The organism is Photobacterium sp. AWH4_225, from assembly GCF_056158405.1.
Window position 1 is genome coordinate 1,875,721 of sequence record NZ_JBSWTF010000001.1, and the last position, 17,323, is coordinate 1,893,043.

The 17,323-nt window shown below is 45.4% G+C and carries 14 protein-coding genes and 2 pseudogenes; 10 read left to right on the top strand and 6 right to left on the bottom strand.

From position 1 onward, the window contains the following. Nucleotides 1-162: 162 nt before the first annotated feature. The 3 genes and pseudogenes from ACXAD4_RS08965 (at nt 163) to ACXAD4_RS08975 (ending at nt 1,816) form a co-directional block, all read left to right on the top strand. Nucleotides 163-618, top strand: coding sequence for a Fur family transcriptional regulator (locus tag ACXAD4_RS08965; RefSeq protein WP_475240725.1), 456 nt, complete (start codon nt 163-165; stop codon nt 616-618). 57 nt (nt 619-675) lie between these two features. Further along, a pseudogene (locus ACXAD4_RS08970) lies at nt 676-825 on the top strand (carbonate dehydratase); the annotation flags it as partial. Continuing rightward, a complete protein-coding gene (locus tag ACXAD4_RS08975; protein WP_475240728.1) occupies nt 815-1,816 on the top strand; it encodes a CobW family GTP-binding protein in 1,002 nt (333 codons plus the stop codon). The pseudogene ACXAD4_RS08970 and the gene ACXAD4_RS08975, both read left to right, overlap by 11 nt. 115 nt (nt 1,817-1,931) lie before the next feature. Here ACXAD4_RS08975 and ACXAD4_RS08980 read toward each other — a convergent pair whose 3' ends face one another. Continuing rightward, the gene (locus ACXAD4_RS08980) at nt 1,932-3,632 is read right to left on the bottom strand and encodes an alkaline phosphatase family protein (protein WP_475240729.1); all 1,701 of its coding nucleotides are present in this window, start codon (nt 3,630-3,632) and stop codon (nt 1,932-1,934) included. 76 nt (nt 3,633-3,708) lie between these two features. Beyond that, nucleotides 3,709-4,410, bottom strand: a pseudogene (locus tag ACXAD4_RS08985) (formylglycine-generating enzyme family protein); the annotation flags it as partial. Nucleotides 4,411-4,669: 259 nt separating this feature from the next. On the opposite strand from ACXAD4_RS08985, the gene ACXAD4_RS08990 reads away from it, so the two are divergent. From ACXAD4_RS08990 to ACXAD4_RS09000, 3 genes are read left to right on the top strand one after another with little or no spacing between them, the layout of a single operon-like run. Continuing rightward, nucleotides 4,670-6,019, top strand: coding sequence for an anaerobic sulfatase maturase (locus tag ACXAD4_RS08990; protein WP_475240731.1), 1,350 nt, complete (start codon nt 4,670-4,672; stop codon nt 6,017-6,019). A 15-nt stretch (nt 6,020-6,034) separates the two neighbouring features. After that, a complete protein-coding gene (locus ACXAD4_RS08995; RefSeq protein ID WP_475240734.1) occupies nt 6,035-7,087 on the top strand; it encodes a tetratricopeptide repeat protein in 1,053 nt (350 codons plus the stop codon). A gap of 35 nt (nt 7,088-7,122) precedes the next feature. After that, entirely contained in the window at nt 7,123-8,307 is a 1,185-nt protein-coding gene (locus ACXAD4_RS09000; protein ID WP_475240736.1) for an OmpP1/FadL family transporter, read from the top strand. Between the two features lie 251 nt (nt 8,308-8,558). Here ACXAD4_RS09000 and ACXAD4_RS09005 read toward each other — a convergent pair whose 3' ends face one another. Beyond that, the gene (locus tag ACXAD4_RS09005; RefSeq protein ID WP_475240738.1) at nt 8,559-9,359 is read right to left on the bottom strand and encodes a LysR family transcriptional regulator; all 801 of its coding nucleotides are present in this window, start codon (nt 9,357-9,359) and stop codon (nt 8,559-8,561) included. Nucleotides 9,360-9,616: 257 nt separating this feature from the next. On the opposite strand from ACXAD4_RS09005, the gene ACXAD4_RS09010 reads away from it, so the two are divergent. Continuing rightward, nucleotides 9,617-10,756, top strand: coding sequence for a GGDEF domain-containing protein (locus tag ACXAD4_RS09010; protein ID WP_475240739.1), 1,140 nt, complete (start codon nt 9,617-9,619; stop codon nt 10,754-10,756). A 307-nt stretch (nt 10,757-11,063) separates the two neighbouring features. Here ACXAD4_RS09010 and ACXAD4_RS09015 read toward each other — a convergent pair whose 3' ends face one another. Continuing rightward, nucleotides 11,064-11,960, bottom strand: coding sequence for a 1,4-dihydroxy-2-naphthoyl-CoA synthase (locus ACXAD4_RS09015; RefSeq protein ID WP_317521419.1), 897 nt, complete (start codon nt 11,958-11,960; stop codon nt 11,064-11,066). A gap of 193 nt (nt 11,961-12,153) precedes the next feature. Next, on the bottom strand, nt 12,154-13,149 hold the full coding sequence (locus ACXAD4_RS09020) for an NADP-dependent oxidoreductase (RefSeq protein WP_475240742.1): 996 nt from the start codon (nt 13,147-13,149) through the stop codon (nt 12,154-12,156). A gap of 211 nt (nt 13,150-13,360) precedes the next feature. On the opposite strand from ACXAD4_RS09020, the gene ACXAD4_RS09025 reads away from it, so the two are divergent. The 3 genes from ACXAD4_RS09025 to ACXAD4_RS09035 all read left to right on the top strand — a co-directional run bounded on the left by ACXAD4_RS09025 (nt 13,361) and on the right by ACXAD4_RS09035 (nt 16,404). Beyond that, nucleotides 13,361-13,780: a MarR family winged helix-turn-helix transcriptional regulator gene (locus ACXAD4_RS09025; RefSeq protein WP_475240744.1), complete on the top strand. Its 420-nt coding sequence runs from the start codon at nt 13,361-13,363 to the stop codon at nt 13,778-13,780. Between the two features lie 34 nt (nt 13,781-13,814). Continuing rightward, nucleotides 13,815-14,834 (top strand): DUF2955 domain-containing protein, encoded by a 1,020-nt coding sequence (locus ACXAD4_RS09030; RefSeq protein ID WP_475240746.1) that lies wholly within the window; start codon nt 13,815-13,817, stop codon nt 14,832-14,834. Nucleotides 14,835-14,943: 109 nt separating this feature from the next. Further along, a complete protein-coding gene (locus ACXAD4_RS09035; RefSeq protein ID WP_475240749.1) occupies nt 14,944-16,404 on the top strand; it encodes a cryptochrome/deoxyribodipyrimidine photo-lyase family protein in 1,461 nt (486 codons plus the stop codon). A 138-nt stretch (nt 16,405-16,542) separates the two neighbouring features. Here the strand turns inward: ACXAD4_RS09035 and ACXAD4_RS09040 are convergent, their stop codons facing one another. Beyond that, nucleotides 16,543-17,322 carry a glycine betaine ABC transporter substrate-binding protein gene (locus ACXAD4_RS09040; protein ID WP_475240751.1) on the bottom strand — a complete coding sequence of 260 codons (780 nt, stop codon included), beginning with the start codon at nt 17,320-17,322 and terminating at the stop codon, nt 16,543-16,545. Nucleotide 17,323: the final 1 nt, after the last annotated feature.

Here is a 17,323-nt window from a genome sequence, read left to right on the forward strand (position 1 = left end):
GAGGCCACTTTTCTAAAGTGGCCTTTTTTATTGCATGTCGATTTTAATGAAGCTTAGTGTGTGCTTGATGAAGTCCATTATTATGTTATAACATAACACAATATTGGTGGGTGGGTTTTATTGAGCAGATTTATTAGGCACAAGGTGTCAAGGGTACATGCGATGAGCAACATCGACGCTCTAATGGAGCATGCGGAGCAGAGTTGTAAAGCTCGGGGTAAGCAGTTAACAGTGAAAAGAAAGCAGGTGCTATTTGGGTTACTGCACTCCCAGAAAGCACTGTCGGCTTATGAGTTGATAGATTATTGCAAGGAGCAATTCAACCATAGCCTGCAAGCGATGTCGGTATACCGCATTTTGGAATTTCTCGAGCAAGAGCATTTAGTACATAAGCTTAAAGTTTCGAATAAATATGTGGCGTGCTCTCATATCCTTTGTGACCACGAACATGGGATTTCGCAATTTTTGATTTGTTCAAAGTGCAATAAAATCAAAGAGCTAACTATTGATAAGGGCATGATAAATAGCCTAGAAACTAATGCACGCGAAGAGGGGTTTACTGTGATCAGCCCTCAACTAGAAATTAGTTGTGTATGTGATGAATGCATCAATTCGTAAATTACATCAACCGACCAAGCTTTGAATAACTATAAGGAAAGCCTTTCACGTATGGAGAACATATCACCAATGACAAACATAGGTGCTAATTTTGACCTAAATAGTATTTCAAAAGTCCCTCCAGAGTATTCCGTTTTCTCGGAATCTGTTGTCTCTGCAAACCATACCCTTGTTCAGGGCTATAGGAGAATTGCAAATGAACTCTGACAATGAACAAATACTCGCGGTACCGACAAATATCGTGACAGGCTTTTTGGGGGTGGGAAAAACATCCGCCATTCTGAATTTGATGAAACACAAACCAGACAATGAACGCTGGGCGGTTCTGGTTAATGAATTTGGCGAAATAGGTGTTGATGGCAGCTTGTTTGAAGGGCAGAGAAGCCAAGAGCAACAGGTGTTTATCCGTGAAGTTCCCGGTGGCTGCATGTGTTGTGCGGCTGGCTTGCCCATGCAGATTGCGTTAAATCAATTGTTATCTGAAGCTAAGCCGGATCGATTACTGATTGAGCCTACAGGGCTTGGCCATCCTAAAGAGGTCTTGCAGGTGCTCTCATCAGAGCACTACCGTAATGTGCTTTCGTTGCAGAAAACACTGACCCTGGTCGATGCCAGAAAGTTGTCTGACTCTCGGTATACCAGCCACGATACCTTTAATCAGCAAATCGCTATTGCTGATACCGTAGTGGGCAATAAGGTCGATCTTTACCAAGATAACGAAAAAGAACAGCTTCATGCTTACGTAGAGCAACATGGTAAAACCCAAAGCCAAGTTATCTTTGCTCAGCATGGAAACATTGCCCTGTCTGAATTTGAAGGGCCAACCGCTGCTCAAGAGCAACCTACACACCATCACCACCATGGTCATTCAAAGCCATTAGTCTCTGAGCAACCAATGCCAGAAATAGGGGTACTCAAGGCAACGAATGAGGGCGAAGGGTTCCTAAGCGTTGGTTGGCGTTTTGCGCCGGATAAGGTTTTCAGCCGTCAAAAACTGGTTGCATTGCTTGTTGGTTTGAATGTTGAGCGGATGAAAGCGGTATTTATCACTGATGATGGCGTGTTTGGGTACAACCTTACTCCAGACGGGCTGACAGAAGTCGAATTAGATGATTGTATGGAAAGCCGGATCGAGCTTATCTCTGATAATTTAGATGATACGCTTGAAGAGCAGATATTTAGTTGTGTAGTGGGTTAACCTTGTATTACCTCTGACAGCCAAGGTTCTCTGTCAGAGGTATTACCTAGAGACAATATCACTACTTTGAAATGACAATGTTACCGACTAGCCACTGTTACCAATTAGTCACTGGCTAGTTGCCATTATTCACTTCCTTCAACACTTCCCCCGTTGCACCACTAGGCAAAGTAATGCCAAGTGCATTCGACAAGGTTGGTGCAATATCGTATGGGGTGACCTTGCGTGTCACTTTGTTGGCTTCAATGCCATTACCTGCAAAGATAACCGGGACATGGGTATCGTATCGCCATGGTGAACCGTGGGTAGATGCGATAGTTAATCCATCCATATCATTAATATAGGTACGTGGGGTGAATACCAGGTATATGTCACCAGAACGTTGTGGATGGTGGTTATTTGTCACTAGGCGCATCACACGGTTATCAGGCAGTGTATTGCGCATGATATCTGTGCTTGTGACGGCATGTTCTATGCCTTTCACTTTTTCTACTTCTTCTGCAACCGCCCTTTGTACCGCTTCAAGAGAGACCCCTTTGTTTTTGATAACCTCATGGTTCAGGTAGATATACGGTTGCGAGTACAAGCGAATGGCGTCTTCACCCAGGCCAAACTCTTTGTTTAGCCGGCTAACCAGTTGCTCGCTGATAATGGTGTCTTTGTTGAAGTACTTCGCGGTGTTATAGCCTAAGGCATTCACCGTTGGGGCAGCTTCTGGTACGCCATGATCGGCTGAAAGTACGATCAGGGTATTATCCAAGCCTACTTGTTTTTCGACATTCCCCAAGAAGTTAGCCAGTGTCTGATCTAGGCGGATCAAGTTATCTTCTGTTTCAAGGCTTGATGGGCCATACATATGAATGACATAGTCATTAGACGAAAAGCTTACGGCAAGATAATCGGTGAAGTTGCCTTGCCCCAACTTTTCTTGTTCAAGCAACGCCGAAGCAAAATCAGCGGTCAGCTCATCGCCCGCTGGGCTTAGTGTCAGCATGGTACTAAAATATTGAAAGCTTGAAGGGCCATAAGGGTGCGGGAAAGTTCGCTTGAACCCTGCAAGATCAACCTTTTGCTCTTGCGGGCCTTCTTTCAGCGTGTACTTTTCCCTTTCAAGGCTGAGATCCCACTTTTGTTTACTGTAACGAGCAGGGTAACCTTGGGCATTCCACTCTGTGACCCAAGCTGGGTAATCATCATAGTAGTAATTGCTGGTGACAAACTCAGACTGGGCTTTAGAGAACCAGAAGGCTTTGCCAGAATGACCCGCTAGTGAAATCGCACCGCGATCTTTTACCGATACCGAATAGATTTTTGATTCGCCATTGCTAGCAACCGCCAGTTCATCGCTGAAAGTAGTCGAAAGGATAGGAACCGGTGAGCGGCCATCAAGCTTGGCGGTTTTCTGGGTCGGGTCGATTTCCGTCGACTGATTAACGCCTGCACCTTGGGTCAGCATCGCGTAGTCACCATCTTCGACGTTATAGACCAAGCGCTCTTTTTGACGGTCGTACCAAACGTTGCCGACCATGCCATGGACACTCGGGGGCGCACCTGTCGCCAGAGAAACGTGGCCAACAATGGTCTCGGTATTGCCATGCTGATAATGGGCGTTAGTGTAATAGACGCCTTCGTCCATTAAATATCGGAAGCCTTTATCACCGAAATTGTGTTTATAACGCTCCAGCAAATCACCACGCAAGCCATCAACGGTGATCTGTAATACTAATTTCGGCGAAGGTTGCGGGGCGGCCACAGCATTTGCTGTGAGTAAACTTAAGCTAAGACATAACAGGCGGGGTACTGTTGCTATCTTCATTGATAGAGGCTCCGTTATTGTTTTTAAGAACATTTGAAGTGTAGAAGAGAAGTTAACGGCTTTCGTTATCGGAAAATTAATTGGTGTCTCGGACAAGCCTTAATCCCATATCCGCCATGATGATGTTTTGGCTGGCAAAATCACGTCGGTAGCTCTCCGATAAGTTTTCATCGTAGGCAAAACTGCCGCCGCGTACTGATTTATGGGCGAGGCCAACTTTTGAATCTTGCGCGTTATTAGGGTTGTCGGTTGAACCATAGCGATAGAAACCTTCGTCATAGGCATCAATCACAAACTCACCGACGTTTCCGGTCATGTCGTATAGGCCAAGCTCATTTGGCATTTTCTGGCCAACAGGGTGAGCGCGGTTTTTGGCATTACCGGCATACCAGGCCACATCTTCGATATTGTCTGAGCCACTATAGGTATAGCCTTGGCTCTTGTTGCCCCCTTTGGCGGCAAATTCCCACTCAGCCTCGGTTGGTAGGCGGTAGTTGGCTCCCGTTAGGGTGTTGAGTTGCTCGATAAAGTAGTTTGCCTGCTGCCAGCTTAAGTTATTGACCGGCACATTAGGATCGCTGAAGTAGCTCATTGAAGAGCCCATCACTGACTCAAATAATGATTGTGTGACTTCGAATTTAGAGATGTAGAAGCTATCAACCGACACGGTTCTGGCTGGCGACTCTGCCTTGCTGGCCTCTGGCAGGTTTGAACCCATCTTAAATTGCCCACCTTCGACGAGCACCATATCCGCCTCAATTTGCTTCATCACCGGATGAGGCTCGCTGGCAAACAGATCCTTGTTGATCCAAGTTGCAGCGGCTACCAAGGTGAGCCCTGAGAGAGTAATAAATGCAGCCCGTTTTAGTGTTGGTGATGGCATAAAGGGTCTCCGTGAATCAACAAACAGATCATTGAATTAAGGACGGTATTGTATGAATTTTTGCCATGCCTAAAGGTTATAAGGGGTATAACAAGCGCCCAGGTGTAGCACGCATTATTATTGGCTGACTTAATTGTTTATAAGTAGGTGGAATATGCTGATTACTCAGGGCCCGCAATACAACGGCAAAGCATCAAAGCGATTACATGTAATGGCTAAACCGATTGGTGCCGCGTGCAATATTGACTGCACATATTGTTATTACCTGAGTAAGCAGGATTTACTTGAGTATAAGAAAGGCTGCTCTCCTATGATGGATGAGGGCACCTTGGAGACCTACATCCGTCAATATATTGAAGGCCAAAATACCCCTGAAATCATTTTCTCATGGCAGGGCGGTGAACCGACTATGCTGGGTGTTGATTACTTCCGTAAGGTGGTTGAGCTACAAAAGAAGTACCAGCCGTCAGGTGTCGTGATTTCAAACGACCTGCAAACCAACGGGACGCTGCTTAATGATGAGTGGTGTGAGTTTCTAGCCGGGAATAATTTCTTAGTTGGACTCAGCATTGATGGCCCAGAAATGCTTCATAACGCTTACCGAACCAACCGAGCGGGGCGTGGTACTTTCAGGCAGGTCATGGCTGCGGTTGAGCTATTGCATAAGCACCAAGTGAAATTCGCTACGCTGACCTGCGTGAACAACTTAGCGAGCAAGAACCCGTTAGAGGTATACCGCTTCTTGAGAGACGAAGTGAGATCGCCTCAGATCCAGTTTATCCCCATTGTCGAGCAGAAAACATTCCGAACGACAGCTCCGCAGAAATGGAACCCGCATGAGCAATTACGCCAAGGCGATAAGCGTTTAAATCCATGGCACAAGAACTCAGTGGTTGAGCCATGGTGTGTTTCTGCCGAAGGGTGGGGCGACTTCTTGATTGCTGTCTTTGACGAATGGGTACAGCATGATATCGGCAACGTATTCGTTCAGTATTTTGAAGCCAGCGTTGAAACCTGGATGGGGCGAAAGAATCCACTTTGTACTTTGGGTGAGGTCTGCGGTAAAGGTTTGGCAATGGAGCCAAATGGTGATGTCTTCACCTGTGACCATTACGTTTATCCAGATTACCGAGTGGGCAATATCCATCATCAAAAACTCGATGATATGGCTTATTCAGAAGCGCAGCAGAAATTTGGCTTTGCTAAATCCCGTACATTAACCAGCCAGTGTCAGCAGTGTGACTACAAGTTCGCTTGCTTTGGTGAGTGCCCGAAAAACCGGTTTATTCGAACCAAAGAAGGCGAGCCAGGGCTGAACTATTTGTGTGCTGGCTGGAAGAAGTTTTTCTCGCATGCGGACAAAGCGATGGCGCTTATTTTGCGGTCAACTGGCCATCCGGTCGCCCATGGAAAATATTCCGATGCCGAATTGAAAAAGGCTATACAAAAGCAAGGCATGCCGAACATGTCATCTCGCCAGCAACTATTCCCAACTCGATTTTAACCTGAGGTAAAGGAAATGCAGAAATCACTGATTGCACTGGTTCTGAGCGCATCATTTGCTTTGCCGATGCCTTCGTATGCTGAAACAAATTTGCCAGAACCGAATGTCACTGACCAACAAATGGATCAAACATTGAGTAATAAGCAGCTAACTCCAGATCAACAAAGACAAGCAAAGCAGATCCAGCAGTGGGTGATGATCGCGCAGGATCATCGCCAAAATGATGAAAAGCGTGCCGAGGCCTTGCGGCAATTAGCACGTCATCCGAACCAGAATAGCTTGGTTGCCGTTGCGCGTGGCCTTCAAGATGACAACCCGCAGGTAAGAGAAGCAGCTGTGCTGGGGGCTGAGCCTTATCAGTTTGCCCACCGCTGGCGGTTGCTCTCGTCGCTGCTGCAAGATAGTGACCAGCATGTCCGGTTGGCCGCAACCACAAACTTAATCCGAAATTACGGCGAAATGGATGCTAAGCAACAGGCGTTAATGGAGCCGGCGGCGACGGAGTTAATCAAATACCTCAAAGGGAAGGACGATCAATCATCCCAGTTGCTGTTAGCTGATATATATCGCTGGCATCAGGAATTTGATGAAGCACACCACATCTATAACACCTTACTCGATAACGATAAGCAAAACCCTCAGGCTTGGTTAGGGTTGGCAGATAACTATCGAGCCCAAGGGGATGACCAGCAAGCGAACAAGGTGCTGGAGCAGGCACAAAAAGCATTGCCAGATGAAGCAAATTTGTTTTATTCCCAAGCGCTGACGTTAGTCAGACTTGATGAGAAAAAACAAGCTGCAGATGCGATCAGTAAAGCGACTGAACTCTCGCCAGATAATAGCTACTTTTGGTATTTGAACGGGGTGTTGCAAGAAGCTTTCAATGTTGACGAAGCAACAACGTCATTTGAAAAAGCCTATGAAATTTCTGGGGCGCCAGAGCAGCTGTATGCCGTGTGTGATATTTACGTGAGATATGACCATCTCAATGCTGATGCATGTTTGGAATCACTGGGTAAAGTCGCCCCCGCCTTTGTAATAGACGAACTAAAATCTAAACGGGGCTAATAGACCCACAATTATAAATAATAAAGAGGGAGCAAATGCGACCATTAAAATCAGCACTGGCCGTTATGTCAGTATTGTCTTTACCTGTTAATGCGAGTGGCATTTTTCTGCAGGAAGCAGTAACTGCGAATGCAGGTACAGCGGGCGCGGGGGATGGTGTTTATACGGGGTCGGCTGCGGCGATGTGGGTTAACCCGGCGACGATGAGCGGAATGGGTGAGAGCCTCACGACGTTTAATTTGCTTGGGTTTGATCTCGAAATGAAATATCGGGACAACGGTGATAATGGCGACGGTAAAGCACACTCGGTGCTGCCATCTGCTGGTGCATTCCATGCCCGCCAAGTGACTGATGATCTCCATGTCGGTATTGCCCTTGGTGCCGTTGGCGGTTCGAGCTTGTCATATGGCACTGATTGGGCAGGTGCTGCTGCACTAGACGAAATCACGTTGACAGCCATGCAGATCAACCCTGCTATCAGTTACCAAATCAACCCGCAGTGGTCAGTTGGCGCTGGGGTTCAGCTCAGTTGGGCGTCATTAGAACAATCGACAAGCTTACTAGATATCGATAAAGATACTGACTGGGCGTTTGGGGCCAACTTCGGCGTGATGTATCAACACGATGAGCGACTAGCAATCGGTGCTAGCTACCGAACTAAGTTAGAGCATGAATTTGGTACTCGCGTATCGGGGCCAATTGATGGTCCAATTTTCAGTAGTCTGCGAACAGATATCACTGTTCCAGCTATTGCTGACATCAGTGCCAGCTATGCGGTAAATCCAAAGTTAGATCTCCTGGCTTCGGTGCAATGGCATCAATGGAGTGAGTGGGATAACACGGTGATGGAGTTTGGTCTTGCTGCCGGCCAGACGAGGACGGCTACGATTGATCGTGATTGGGATGATGTGTGGAAGTTTGCCTTTGGTGCAGATTACCAGCTAAACAGCCAATGGCGACTGAAAGCGGGCTTCTCTTACGAAACATCACCACAAGATGACCCAACCAAACAATGGGTAGATGTGCCTGTTGGCGAGCAATATCGCTACTCGGTCGGTGCAGCGACGAAATGGAATGATGTCACTATCGATATGTTCTATGAGTACGCTGATTTGGGTGAAGTGGATATCAATCGAAGCTTTGGGGAGCTTCCATTGAATGGTATCAATGGTACCTTCGACAGTCGGATTCACTTCTTGGGTGTAAGTTTCACCTACTAAAGTTGAAGCAATCACTTTATACAAAAAGCCAAATCATGATGATTTGGCTTTTTCTTTGTTTTTTAAATGTCTTGATAATACTGACATCCGTACTTGCTTAAGGTGTTTTTGAGCAAGTCGCTTTACTTGTTTGGAATGACTCATCACTAATATCGAAAAGGGTTGTAATGGGTGAAGAGATTATATGGTTGATAAGAGTGATTTTGGTGATAGCCGAAATTCCAGCAGGAATAACGTGCCACATTGTTGGCTTAATAGCCTTCAAACGTCTCAATTAGTGGTACCAGCAATTTAGTAAGCCATTGGATCTTTTCAGATTGTCGCCGTGATGCTTTGGTGATAATAGCAACCGTAAGGTCTATATCGTAATCGCCTTGCTGGTTCTTATCTGGTGCATAACGGAGCGTATAGCAGGTATCCATTAATTGTGTGGTAAGAATATGATTGTCAGTGAAAATTTTGGTTTCAATTGAAGGATCGATCATCTCGTAGCGGTTTTCAAACTCGTTGACCCCCGAAATAATGTATTTGACGTATTCACCATCTGTATTGCCTTCGAAATGTCCCCGACCTTTAAACAAAGGTTTTTGGTGTAATGTCTGGGGTTTGTTGTTCAAGATATGTATGCCAATATCTACAACTTCCTCTTGGATCATGGTTTCGCTCAGCGGGCTCCATTGGCGGATATCGATAACGGTATCTGTTTCCTTTCGGATTGCGTCAATAATATCTTTGCCAATAGTGATTAGGTATGGCTCGATAATATGCAGGGTGATTTTGTCGAGTAATTTTGGATCAAATTCTTCAGGCTCTAAGGCAATATTGACTTGGTCTAACGCTGAGCGAAGTCTAGGTTCGATAGACACAGCATAACTGGTGGGGGATAGCCCTTCGGCGGTACGGACAAAAAGCGGATCATCCAAATCCTCACGCAGTTGGGCGAGCACTTTAGAAACGTAGGATTGCGACCGACCTAGTTTTTGGGCAGCTCGTGTCGTTGAGTGGGTTTGCATCAAAGCAAGAAAAACATGGAGCGCATTTAAATCATTCATAAATCAATAATTTCTGTTATTCCATAACATGATTATCTATTAATCTTAGGTTAAATGAAAGCAGATTGATGTGGTATCTTATTGGAATAACGGTAATTCCAAAGATAATTGTGAGCTGGTTATAATGGCTTCGTCGGTTAAGGAAAGGTGGCTAATAAGGTTTTCCAGAAACTTTATTCTTTTTGAAGACGGACAATAATAACCAATATGCTAGGGATTAGCCTTTATGTTTCCGATGTAAGGGCATTTTTTTATTTATGTTTTATCGAAGAACAGAATTAGAAAAAAATATACAGCAGCATAATGGGAAGTACCTCTTTCAGGTCATTATCGCTGTTGTCGTTATATCGATAGTGTTGTCACAAGTGACAGACTTTTGGTTAGATGAAAGCCTAATCATTGATAAAGAGATAGAAAGAGTACATGTAAAGCAACTGTTTCTCTATGGATTCCCTGTACTTGGTCTAGGACTATTGTTATCTGGGGCTATTTCAGGGCAGTCAGTTGTGTATCAGAAATTAAGTATTTTGGTGATGATGAGTATAGTTGCAACTATTCATACATTATCAATCTCTATGTTCTCAGATATCTCTATTATCAGTTTGATGATGATTACCTTGGTTGCCAAACTATTGGTTTTCCCGCCGTCGTTCTCTTTATTGGTTTATACCATCTATATATTGCAAGCTAACATGATGGTTGAGATTTTTCACTCTGGTATGGTGTTGTATGCAAATTATTATTTTTCTTTAGGTGCTATGTATGTTTGGTTGAATTACATATCAATTAATAACTACCGATGCTACGTTCGCGATTATTACCACGAGCAAAAGAAAAAATCCTGGATGGCCAAGGCTGTTATCCATAACCGAGAAATTGCCGCTAAAAATATCATTCTCAATGGTTACTCTTATATTGATGAAGTGACGGGTTTATATAATCGACGATATCTGCAAGAACACATGGCGTTGCTTAACCAAGAAAGCAAGCAAAGATCGCTTGGTGTACTACTCATCGATATTGACCATTTCAAGCAGGTGAATGATGTCTATGGTCATGCAAAAGGCGATGAATATTTGAAGAAAGTCTCGCAAACAATGCGAAATGTGTTTAAGCGCAAAAGTGATGTTATTGCGAGGTACGGCGGCGAGGAGATTGTCGTTATGCTGACAGGGATCAGCAAAACAGACCTGGAAGAGAAAGCGAGACAAGCCTGTGAGGCTGTGAGTGCGCTTGCCTTAAAACACCCGCTACGTGACTTTGTCAGTGTCAGTATCGGTGGTATCCATACTTGGACAGATCTTCATCCAGCCGAACATTACCTTGATGAAGCCGATGCGTGTATGTACCAAGTGAAATCCAGTGGGCGCAATGGATATTTGGTGGAGTCCAGTTAGACATTAATGGTCGCTATAACTTAAATGTCGTGAAATGACCTGTTGAAATCAAACGAAAATTTTTATCTTTCTTTCTAGATGTAAAGCAGCCAAACGTGAATGCGTCTTACACAAGTGGGGGGAGTGATGAAGTCTTGTATAAAGTGGATACTTCGTTTAACAGCACCGAGTGTCATCACCATTTTGATAGTACTCTTGGGCGTATATTTGTAATACCCAACGCTTATTATTAAACAGTATTATTCAAGAAAAACGCGACCAATAATGGTCGCGTTTTTTATGTATGGCAATGTTTCTTAGCTAAATATCAGTAATGCCAAGGGAACTTGCTGAAGTCTTGGTCGCGTTTTTCTAGGAACGCATCACGGCCTTCTTGGGCTTCGTCGGTGCCGTAGGCAAGGCGGGTTGCTTCACCTGCGAATAGCTGCTGGCCAACTAGACCGTCGTCAGGCAGGTTGAAGCCGTACTTCAGCATACGCATCGCTGTTGGAGACTTGCTGTTGATCTCTTTTGCCCAGCGAAGTGCTTCTTCTTCCAGCTCAAAGTGATCAACTACCTTGTTTACCATCCCCATCTCAAAAGCTTCTTGTGCGCTGTAGTTAAAGCCGCAGAAGAAAATTTCACGAGCACGCTTCTGGCCGATCATCTTAGCAAGGTAGGCTGAGCCGTACCCGGAGTCGAATGAAGCGACATCTGGGTCAGTTTGCTTGAAAATCGCATGTTCTTTAGAGGCCAGCGTTAGGTCACAAACAACATGCAGGCTATGGCCACCACCAACTGCCCAACCAGGAACAACCGCAATCACCACTTTAGGCATAAAGCGGATCAGACGTTGCACCTCAAGAATGTGCAGGCGACCCATACGGGCTACGTCAGCCTTGCCGGCTTCTTCACCTTCGTACTTGTAACCGTCTTTGCCGCGAATACGCTGGTCGCCACCTGAAGAGAATGACCATTGGCCTTTTTCTGATGGACCGTTGCCCGTGATGAAAACACAACCAACATCTGACCACTGGCGTGCGTGATCTAGTGCAGTGTATAGCTCATCGACAGTTTTTGGGCGGAAGGCGTTAAGACAGTCTGGACGGTTGAATGCGACACGTACCGTACCTTGGTCTTTGGCGCGGTGGTAAGTGATATCTTCAAAGTCGAACCCTGGAACTTCTTCCCAAAGCTCAGGATTAAAAATCTCTTTGCGGCTCATGATGACGATTGCCTGATTTATACAAAAGGTGATGTAAGGCTAGGGAGTTACAGCCAAATGTCAATGGTTTATGAAAGAATGTGACTAGATGGCGAATGTTTTGAGTGAGGTGGGATATTTAATAGCCACCAACCTTGCTAAAGACAGCTGGTGGCTAATTTAAAGATGCTAGATTACCCTTGGTTTGACGGGATCAGAGCTTAACCAGCATCTTACCTTTGTTTTTACCTTCAAACAGGCCGATGAAAGCGTCAGCTGCTTGGTCAATACCTTGGTAAACCGTCTCTTCGTATTTCACTTTGCCTTCTGCAATCCATTGACCCATCTGTTGTGCATACTCACCGTAGTGTGACCAGTGGTCGAATACAATAAAGCCCTGCATCTTGAGCTTCTTGATAATCAACATCGCCATGTTACTCGGGCCAGGTTGTGGCTCTGTGGCATTGTACTGCGAAATCAATCCGCACACTGCAATACGGCCGTAGTCATTCATGTTGTTCAATGCCGCTTCCAAGTGTTCACTGCCCACATTTTCGAAGTACACATCAATGCCCTGAGGGGCTGCTTCAGCAAGGGCTTGGCTTAGGTTGTCTGCTTCTTTGTAATTGATTGTGGCATCGACACCCAAAGAACGAAGATATTGGGCTTTTTCTTCTGAGCCGACCGATCCGATAACCTTACAGCCATGCATTTTTGCAATCTGGCAGGCGATGCTGCCGACAGCGCCAGAGGCGGCTGAGATGAAGACAGTGTCAGTTGGTTTAAGCTCCGCAATACGGAAAAGACCTGTCCATGCCGTCATGCCCGGCATGCCCATGATCCCTAGGAAAGTCTGCTCTGGAAGCGGGGTAGTAGGCAGCAAGGTTAAGCCATTGCCATCGCTGATAAAATGACTGCGCCAACCCAACATGCTGCTGACTTTGCTACCAATAGGGAAGTCTGGGTTATTTGATTGGATAACTTCACCGATAGCGCCGCCTTCTAGCACTTCGCCAATTTGGAAAGGAGGGATGTAGCTCTTGCGATCAATCATGCGTCCGCGCATGTAGGGGTCGACCGACATCCAGGTGTTTTGAACCAGTAATTCACCCTCTTTTAGCTCGGGTAGGGCAACCGTGACCAGTTCGAAGTTACCTGCAGATGGTGTACCCTCTGGGCGAGAGGCAAGGTGGATTTGTTGGCTGTTCATTATTCAGTCCTTATCAGCTCTGTGTGGAGATGCTTTTCGTAGTAATACTTTTTGCGTAAATTGTTTGCGCGCAAACTATTTGTTCATTAACTTACTGCCAGAGCGAGAAAGATGCAATAGCTTTGCGATAAAATAATTTGCGCGCTAAGTATTTTTTGAAGTCAGGCATTTTGGTATCATCACACCTAATCGATATAACTCGGATCTTAGTATGGCCCAGAAGCTATCAGACAATGTGTGTTTTGCCTTGTATACCGCCTCGAATGCATTGGTGAGGGCATACCGTCCACTGCTCGATGAATTCGACCTCACTTACCCACAATACATTGTGATGCAGTCGCTCTGGTACCAAAATGGTGTCAGCCTGAAAGAGCTATCTATGAGTGCACGACTGGATTCCGGCACCTTGACACCGATTGTTAAGCGTCTTGAAGCCAAGCAGTTGTTAACCAGACAAGTTTCTGCAGAGGATGAGAGAAAGAAAGTCATTTCCTTGACTGATGAAGGCTTGGCACTGCGTGAAAAAGCCAAAGATCTTAAGACCCAGCTTGAGGAGAAATCCAGTATGAAGGCTGAGGATGTCGAGTCATTGCGCAAACTCTGCTTAGAGTTGGCTAACAATTTAGCCTAGGGGATGTAAGGTGAGGCAGGATAGCAAACTCATTATGAGCGTCGGGCAAAAGGGTGTTTCAGCACAACTGCAATTAACACTGACATTTACTGTTTGTGTGGCCATTACATTGTTCTTTGATTGGCCTTATTCGTTTTTTTGCCCTTTGCTCAGTTTGCACATCATGATGTTGCAACTGCCAGGTATCCCACTCAAAGAATACGTTAAGGTATTTGTGACCGCTGCTGTTGGCGCGGGGGTTGGGGCGTTGGTAGCCATAGTTTATTCGCTGTCATCGTGGGTATTTCTGCTCACAATTGCCGCCGTCATTTTTGCCTGCCATCGCTTTGACAGACTAAAGCCAAACCCTATTCACGCACCGATCCGGGTCGTGGCTATCGTCTTGGTATCGGCGATCGGTATCGTCAACCAAGCACTCATCGTGCCCTTGACTGCCAGCTTGCTGCTAGGTCTTGCCGTTGCCATGGTGGTTAGTTATATCATGTATGTTTTGCTTCCAGCAAAAAGCCCAAATGCTGATTCTCACTCAGGTGCCGAAGCGAAAACGACTCCGCTACTGCTCAATAAAGAGTGGGTAGTGCTGGCGGTATTCATGCCTTTACTCATATTATTCACCTATACAGATTTGAAGCAGTATTACATGGTCATCGTGGCCGTGAGTGTGATCAGCATTTACCCTGAAGTCAGTCATGTTGCTAAAGTCAGTTGGGATTTTCTGCGTGCGAATTTACTGGGTGGTGCATTGGCGGTGGTAGGCTATGTCACCTATATTCTGGGTTTGTCAGTCACCTCTGGCGAATACCTTCTACCGCTTGCGGTAGTGTTTCTGTCCAGCCTGCTACTGACAGCAATCATTTATCACCCCAAGGCCAAGCATTTGGCCCATTATTCGTTAACACCTTTTGCCTTGCTCCTTCTCCAAGCTGACCGGTTTGATTTCAATATCTACCAGTCCTACCAATTCCGGTTGCTGAGTGTTTTCACTGCCGTTGTATATACCTTGGTGGTGTGCTGGCTGATCAGCTGTATTTATCGCAAGGTGACTTCCCGATAACCAACCCCACAACGATAATTGATAATCGGTCTCTTTGTTGTCTGAAAAAAGTTTCAGATATTGATCTTTATGAGAAAAAACACCGTTGTCTTTCAAAAAGGAAAAGACAATGAAAAAAACAGCGATCCAGATTGTATGGTTCAAACGTGATTTGCGATTGTGCGACCACGATCCATTATTTCTAGCTTCACTCATGCCGGAGACGCCTTGTTTACTTCTCTACATTTTTGAACCAATGCTTTTGGATAATCCCCATTACAGTGAACGGCATTGGCGCTTTGTCCTGCAGTCACTTGAGCAATTAAATGAACAACTTGGTCGATATGGCGGTAAGGTTGTGACGGTACAAGGTGAAGCTATTTCCGTTTTCCAAGCACTGAAAGATAATTTTAATATTCAGTGTGTGCGGAGCCACCAAGAGATCGGGCTTCAGTGTACTTTCGACAGGGACCGTGAAGTTGCTAAGTGGTTTTCCACGCAGGGCATACAATGGGTGGAATCTCCAACGGGTGGGGTAATTCGTGGAGCCAGTTCCCGAGAAGGGTGGGATAAGCATTGGCGAAAATTTATGCGGTCATCGTTGGCTAAACCAGAATTCGATTCTTTGCAATGGGTGACAGATTCCCGTCTACCACTCTTTACTCCACCGAAGCAATGGAATATTTCTAACCACAGCATGCAAGTCGGCGGGGAAATACATGCCCACCAAGTAATGGATAGCTTTTTCGAATCCCGAGGCAAGGATTACGCCTTTGGTATTTCATCGCCTTCAAAAAGCTGTGATAGCTGTTCCCGTCTTTCACCATACCTCGCGTGGGGTAACATAAGCCTAAGGCAGCTGTATCAAGTTGTATTGGCGAATTGGTCGAAACCCGGTTGGCGGCGTTCTTTGTCAGCATTTGCATCCCGTTTGCATTGGCACTGCCATTTCATACAAAAGTTTGAATCAGAAATAGAAATGGAACAAAGGCCAATTAACCGAGGCTATCTGTCGTTCCCATATGAGCAAGATATAGATGAAAAACTTGAAGCATGGAAAGCCGGTAAAACTGGCTATCCATTGGTTGATGCTTGCATGCGTTGTTTGCATCAAACCGGGTATATAAATTTTCGGATGCGAGCGATGTTGGTTAGCTTCCTTTGCCACCATTTGATGATCGACTGGCGTTATGGCGTAGAACATCTTGCAACATTGTTCCTAGATTTCGAACCGGGTATTCATTATCCGCAGTTCCAAATGCAAGCGGGTGTAACAGGTATTAATACCATTCGAATCTATAACCCGATAAAGCAATCGATTGAGCATGATCCTGAAGGTAGCTTTATTCGACATTGGCTACCTGAACTGAGTAAATTGCCTGATGAGCTTATTCATCAACCATGGCAATTGACACCCATGGAAGAGCAAATGTACCAGCTATATATTGGTGACACTTACCCTGCACCTATCGTGGCAATCGAGGAGAGTGGTCGAAGAGCGAGGGATATATATTGGAAGTGGCGCAGAAACAACACTGTTAAGCAAGAAGCAAACCGCATTTTACAACGACATGTTAGAACAGATAACTAGAAGGTTATCTGTGATTTGAGAAGTGTATTGAGTTATATGCTCTTAATAAAACTCAGGTGCGCTCAAAAGAGCGTACCTAGGCTAAAAATGAGTATCTATTACAGTACAGGGCCGTGAATATTGAATTACCGTGGTGATTTATGCCTGTGCATCAAGCCAAGAACGGGACACCTCATCTAGGGGCTTACCTTCTCTGCATACTTGATAATCAAGCGCTGCGATTATTTCATTGGAAAAACGTAGGCTGTCGAGTTGTTCCAATTGCTCACTGGTAAATAAATGCGCGCGATCATTTCGCAGTAATAAAACAGCGCGATCAACAATACCGAGTAGCCCTTTGGGCTCTGTAATCTCACGAATCACGTATTTGTAATGTAAGAACTGAGGCTTCCAGAGCGGTACCACTACCCACTTTTGATCAGCAACGGCGCGCTCATAAGCACCAAAACAATCCTCTTCACTACCGGTATGAAAACGATATCCCGCATTAGCTAGCTCATATGCGTTCATCATTTGCTGTGAAAAACGAGTGATGCCGGCGCCCGGATTAATGCCTTGAATATCAAGGGTCATCTTGGCAATTACATCAGGCTTCAGTAAATCACTAATCTGTGAAACAGCTTGCTCGGGCACATAATCGGGTACCCCCCAAAGTGCATAGGGCTCATAGTGAAGTCCAAGCTCCTGTAGGGGCTGAACTGTTTCAACATCTTCTTTGTAGATCCCATGACTGGATGGCAGCCACGCCGATGAAAGCATATCAACGGTGCCTGATTTGAGTTGCGAAAAATTATCCTGATGCGGTGCATAATGACGTGTGACCTCAAAGCCCATATCCGTCAACACATGGGTTACCAATGAGGCAGTGACACGGTGGAATGATAGGTCGGTAACGCCGATAGCAATAGTATTTTTCATA